The organism is Mesorhizobium sp. M7A.F.Ca.CA.002.05.1.1, assembly GCF_003998335.1.
GTDB lineage: Bacteria > Pseudomonadota > Alphaproteobacteria > Rhizobiales > Rhizobiaceae > Mesorhizobium.
Genome location: NZ_RZQI01000639.1, coordinates 1 through 3,498, shown reverse-complemented (window position 1 = coordinate 3,498; position 3,498 = coordinate 1). Strand labels below are relative to the sequence as shown.

Here is a 3,498-nt window from a genome sequence, read left to right as displayed (position 1 = left end):
GCATCGGCCGGGCCACCGAGATCGGCCGCTCGGTGTTCGCGCAAGCCAGCGTGCCGCTGCTGGTCGGCGCGCCGCAGCTCAAGCGCTACACCGCCTTCGGCCACCTGTTCGCCGCCTATCGCGACCAATATTTCCGCATCGACCGCCACCCGGTGATGAGCCGCCACCCGACGACGCCGATGGATGAGTCGGACCTGCTGATCCATCTGTCGCGGCAGACGGCGCTGAGCTCGGGGCTGGTCGACCTTGCGACGCTGCAGTCGGCGTCGCGGTCGGTGGCGTTCGATCGCATGATCGGAAACGGCACCGGCATCGTGCTTGTCGATGTCGACAATCTGGAAACCCAGGCCCTTGCCGGCAAGGAGCTGTGGCGCGTTCGCAAGCCCGGCGGTTCTTTTGTCGTCGGCTCGTCCGGGGTCGAGTATGCGTTGCTGGCCGAATGGGCGTCGAATGGCATTGTCGGCGCCGGACATGGCTTCACGCCACCGGGCGCAGCCGAGCGGATAGCCGTCGTGTCGGGCAGTTGCTCGCCGACCACGGAACGGCAGATCCGGCATGCCCTGACCGACGGTTTCGACGGCATCGAGGTCGACCCGGTCGAACTGGTTTCGGAGGCTTCGCAGCAGTCGATCACGCGCGCAACGGCAAGCGGCCGTGCCAGTCTGCAAGCCGGGCGCAGCGTCATCCTCTACACCGCGCTTGGTCCCACTGCCGACAGGGGCGCCGAAATCGACCGGCAGGAAGGCGCCCGCCACAGGCTTGGCCGCGGACTCGGAGAAATCCTTCGCAGCCTGACGATCGAACAGAGCCTGCGGCGCGTGGTCATTGCCGGCGGCGATACGTCGAGCCACGCGCTGGGCGAGATGGGTGTCGATGCCCTGACAATCCGCATGCCGCTGCCCGCTTCGCCGGGTTCGCCGCTCTGCGTTGCTCACGCGCGCGTCAAGGCGATCGACGGCTTGGAGGTCGCGCTCAAGGGCGGCCAGGTCGGAACCGATCGCTATTTCTCAGCCATCCGCGACGGCCTCGGCGGTTGAAACAACTAACGCCTACGTCCAGGTGATAGCCTGCGGGAACACCTCTGCGCACGAAATGCTCCTTGCCGGGTGGAAATCCCGGTAACACCCGGTATTATCTGCGAAAATGCCGAAATCGGGAGGATGCCGGGTGCAGACCAAGAAGATCATCAATGCCGGCAACCGCGCCGTCGACGAGATGCTGGAAGGCATCCTGGCAGCCCATCCCCGCCATCTCAAAAGCGTGGAGGGTAGCCCACGCTCCATCATCGCCTGCGACGGACCGCGCCAGGGCAAGGTGGGCCTCGTCATTGGCGGCGGCTCGGGCCACGAGCCGAGCTTTCTTGGCTTCGTCGGCAAGGGATTGGCCGATGCGGCGGCCATCGGCAATGTCTTCGCCTCGCCACCGCCGGACCCGATCCTCGAATGCGCAAAGGCAGTCAGCGGCGGCGCCGGCGTGCTGTTCATGTACGGCAACTATGCCGGCGACGTGATGAATTTCGACATGGCGGCCGAGATGGCCGCCATGGACGACATCGAGGTGCGCACGGTGCTGAGCACCGACGACGTCGCCTCGGCACCGCGCGACCAGCGGCACAAGAGGCGCGGCGTCGCCGGCAATTTCTTCATCTTTAAGGCGGCCGGTGCCGCCTGCGACCGGATGCTGTCCTTCGACGAATGCGAGCGCATCGCCGGCAAGGCCAACGACCACACCTTCACCATGGGCGTGGCGCTGTCGCCCTGTTCGCTGCCGCAGACCCGCCGGCCGAATTTCGAGATCGGGCCGGACGAGATGGAGATCGGCATGGGCATCCATGGCGAGCCGGGCATCGCGCGCGAAAAGTTGAAAACAGCCGACGAGATCACCGACGAGATGCTGGACAGGATCCTCGACGAGATGGCGCCTACGCGCGGCGACAAGGTCGCGGTGCTCGTCAATTCGCTGGGCTCAACGCCGCTGATGGAACTCTACATCATGAACCGGCGCGTGAAGCAGAGGCTCGATGAGATCGGTGTGTCCATACACGCAAGCTGGGTCGGCAATTACTGCACCTCGCTCGAAATGGCTGGTGCATCGATCACGCTGCACCAACTCGACGGCGAGTTGCAGACGATGCTGGATCACCCCTGCGACTGCGCCATGTTTCGCGCCGGCTAAACCCACTTCTGTGGCAAGGACTAAGACATGACGACAATCGACACCGCCCACCTTGTCGCGATGTTCGCGGCGATCGCAACCGCCATGTCCGCCGACCGGGACCGACTGTGCGCGCTTGACGGGGTTATCGGCGACGCCGACCACGGCATCGCGATGGAGCTTGGATTTTCCGCTGCACGCGATGCCGTCGCCGCACTGGATGCAGAGGCAACCGACCCGACCACCTTGCTGAACACCGCTGCCAAATCGTTCCTGAATGCCGTCGGCGCTTCCTCCGGGCCGCTCTATGCGACCGCGTTCATGCGGGGCGCGGCAGCCGTCAAGGGCAAGACGACGCTCGACGATTCGGACGTGGTCGCCCTGTTCCAGGCTATGGCCAAGGGCATTCAGGATCGCGGCAAGGCCGAGCCTGGCGAAAAGACGATGATCGATGCATGGGCGCCGGCTGCGCAGGCAGCGGGCGAAGCGCTGACCTCCGGCAAGGATCTGGCGGGCAGTCTCGAAGCTGCTGCACAAGCGGCAAACGCAGGCGCGGAGGCGACTAAGTCGATGGTCGCCACGAAAGGCCGGGCATCGCGCCTCGGCGAACGCTCGCTTGGCCACATGGACCCGGGCGCAGCGTCCGCCGTTACCGTGATCGAGGCGATGCGGGTCGCCTTGACCAGTTAACTCAGTAACGGGTTCCCCGCGTCTTTCAGCGCTTGGCGTCGAGCTTGTCGATGGCCTGCACGTTTGTGGCGGAGGGGCCATTCGGATCGAACTCCGAGGCCAACCATGCGTCGGCGATCGATTTCGCTAGTTCGGGACCGATGACGCGGGCGCCCATGGTGATGATCTGGGCGTTGTTGGACTTGGCGGCGCGCTCGGCGGAATAGGTGTCGTGGGTCAATGCGGCGCGAATGCCCGGGACCTTGTTGGCGGAGATGCTGACGCCGATGCCGGTGCCGCAAAACAGGATGGCCCGGTCGTAATTGCCGTCGAGAATTTCGTGGCCGACCGAGGCGGCGATATCGGCGTAGAATCCGGCCTGGCTTAGGTCGACGACCTGCAGTTCCGGCTTGGTGGCGAGATGCTTGGCGATGACGTCGAGCAGCGGCTTGCCGGCGCTGTCGGCTCCGAGTGCGATCTTCATGATGATGAGCTCCTTTGCTAGGTCTTTTGGCAGTCAGCGCGCGATGGCGGCCGACGCCTTTTTCAGAATGTCGATATAGCCTTCCGCTTGCCACGCCGAGCGGCCGATGAACAGGCCATCGATATGCGGCTGGCCGATGAGTTCGGCCGCGTTGCCTGGATTGACGCTGCCACCATAAAGCACAGGTGGAG

5 protein-coding genes are annotated in these 3,498 nt (G+C 64.8%); 3 read left to right on the top strand and 2 right to left on the bottom strand.

What is annotated here, in order from left to right:
* The 3 genes from EN939_RS25635 to dhaL form a co-directional block, all read left to right on the top strand.
* Nucleotides 1-1,037, top strand: a 1,037-nt coding sequence (locus EN939_RS25635) for a four-carbon acid sugar kinase family protein (RefSeq protein ID WP_164751216.1), incomplete at its 5' end; no start/stop codon positions are given.
* A 130-nt stretch (nt 1,038-1,167) separates the two neighbouring features.
* Nucleotides 1,168-2,175 carry a dihydroxyacetone kinase subunit DhaK gene (locus tag EN939_RS25630; protein ID WP_127269790.1) on the top strand — a complete coding sequence of 336 codons (1,008 nt, stop codon included), beginning with the start codon at nt 1,168-1,170 and terminating at the stop codon, nt 2,173-2,175.
* Nucleotides 2,176-2,202: 27 nt separating this feature from the next.
* Entirely contained in the window at nt 2,203-2,844 is a 642-nt protein-coding gene (dhaL, locus tag EN939_RS25625; RefSeq protein WP_127269792.1) for a dihydroxyacetone kinase subunit DhaL, read from the top strand.
* Between the two features lie 25 nt (nt 2,845-2,869).
* Here the strand turns inward: dhaL and derI are convergent, their stop codons facing one another.
* Nucleotides 2,870-3,307: a D-erythrulose-4-phosphate isomerase gene (derI, locus tag EN939_RS25620; protein ID WP_013533067.1), complete on the bottom strand. Its 438-nt coding sequence runs from the start codon at nt 3,305-3,307 to the stop codon at nt 2,870-2,872.
* A gap of 33 nt (nt 3,308-3,340) precedes the next feature.
* Nucleotides 3,341-3,498: triose-phosphate isomerase (locus EN939_RS25615; RefSeq protein ID WP_206528337.1), on the bottom strand; the 158-nt coding region annotated here is incomplete at its 5' end.

Excerpts from the sequence above, each read along its gene's own strand:
- dhaL (WP_127269792.1), top strand. The coding sequence starts at position 2,203 with ATGACGACAATCGACACCGCCCACCTTGTCGCGATGTTCGCGGCGATC.
- derI (WP_013533067.1), bottom strand. The coding sequence starts at position 3,307 with ATGAAGATCGCACTCGGAGCCGACAGCGCCGGCAAGCCGCTGCTCGAC.